The following is a 372-nucleotide window of genomic DNA, read 5'->3' on the forward strand; positions in this document are numbered from 1 at the left end:
GGCGCATTTCACCGACGCCGCACAGCCCTGGCTTGACGCAGCACTCACGGGCTTCAGCCTGGTGGCACAAGTGTGGATGGCACACAAACGTGTTCAGTGCTGGCCGCTATGGATTGTGCTGGATGTGATTTTTGTCGGCCTGTTCATCTACAAAGAGCTGTACCTGACCGCTGCACTCTATGCGCTGTTCACCCTGCTGGCCGTGCAGGGCTGGCGCGAGTGGTATCCTCCCAGTCCAGCTGGCCCCGAGCAATGGCCGGGATGTCGGCGTAGTGGGTATCGCGCCCCTGTTGATCGATGAAATGACGTACATATTCGCCGACCAGCAAGCCGCCGAACCGATTCTGTATTTCGGCCGACAGCCAGCTCCTG

At 59.7% G+C, this 372-nt stretch carries 1 protein-coding gene; it reads left to right on the plus strand.

From position 1 onward, the window contains the following. Positions 1-301, plus strand: a 301-nt coding sequence (pnuC, locus tag ALO43_RS09715; RefSeq protein ID WP_162235583.1) for a nicotinamide riboside transporter PnuC, incomplete at its 5' end; no start/stop codon positions are given. Positions 302-372 lie beyond the last annotated feature (71 nt).

This window comes from Pseudomonas tremae, from assembly GCF_001401155.1.
In the GTDB taxonomy this organism is placed as follows: domain Bacteria; phylum Pseudomonadota; class Gammaproteobacteria; order Pseudomonadales; family Pseudomonadaceae; genus Aquipseudomonas; species Aquipseudomonas tremae.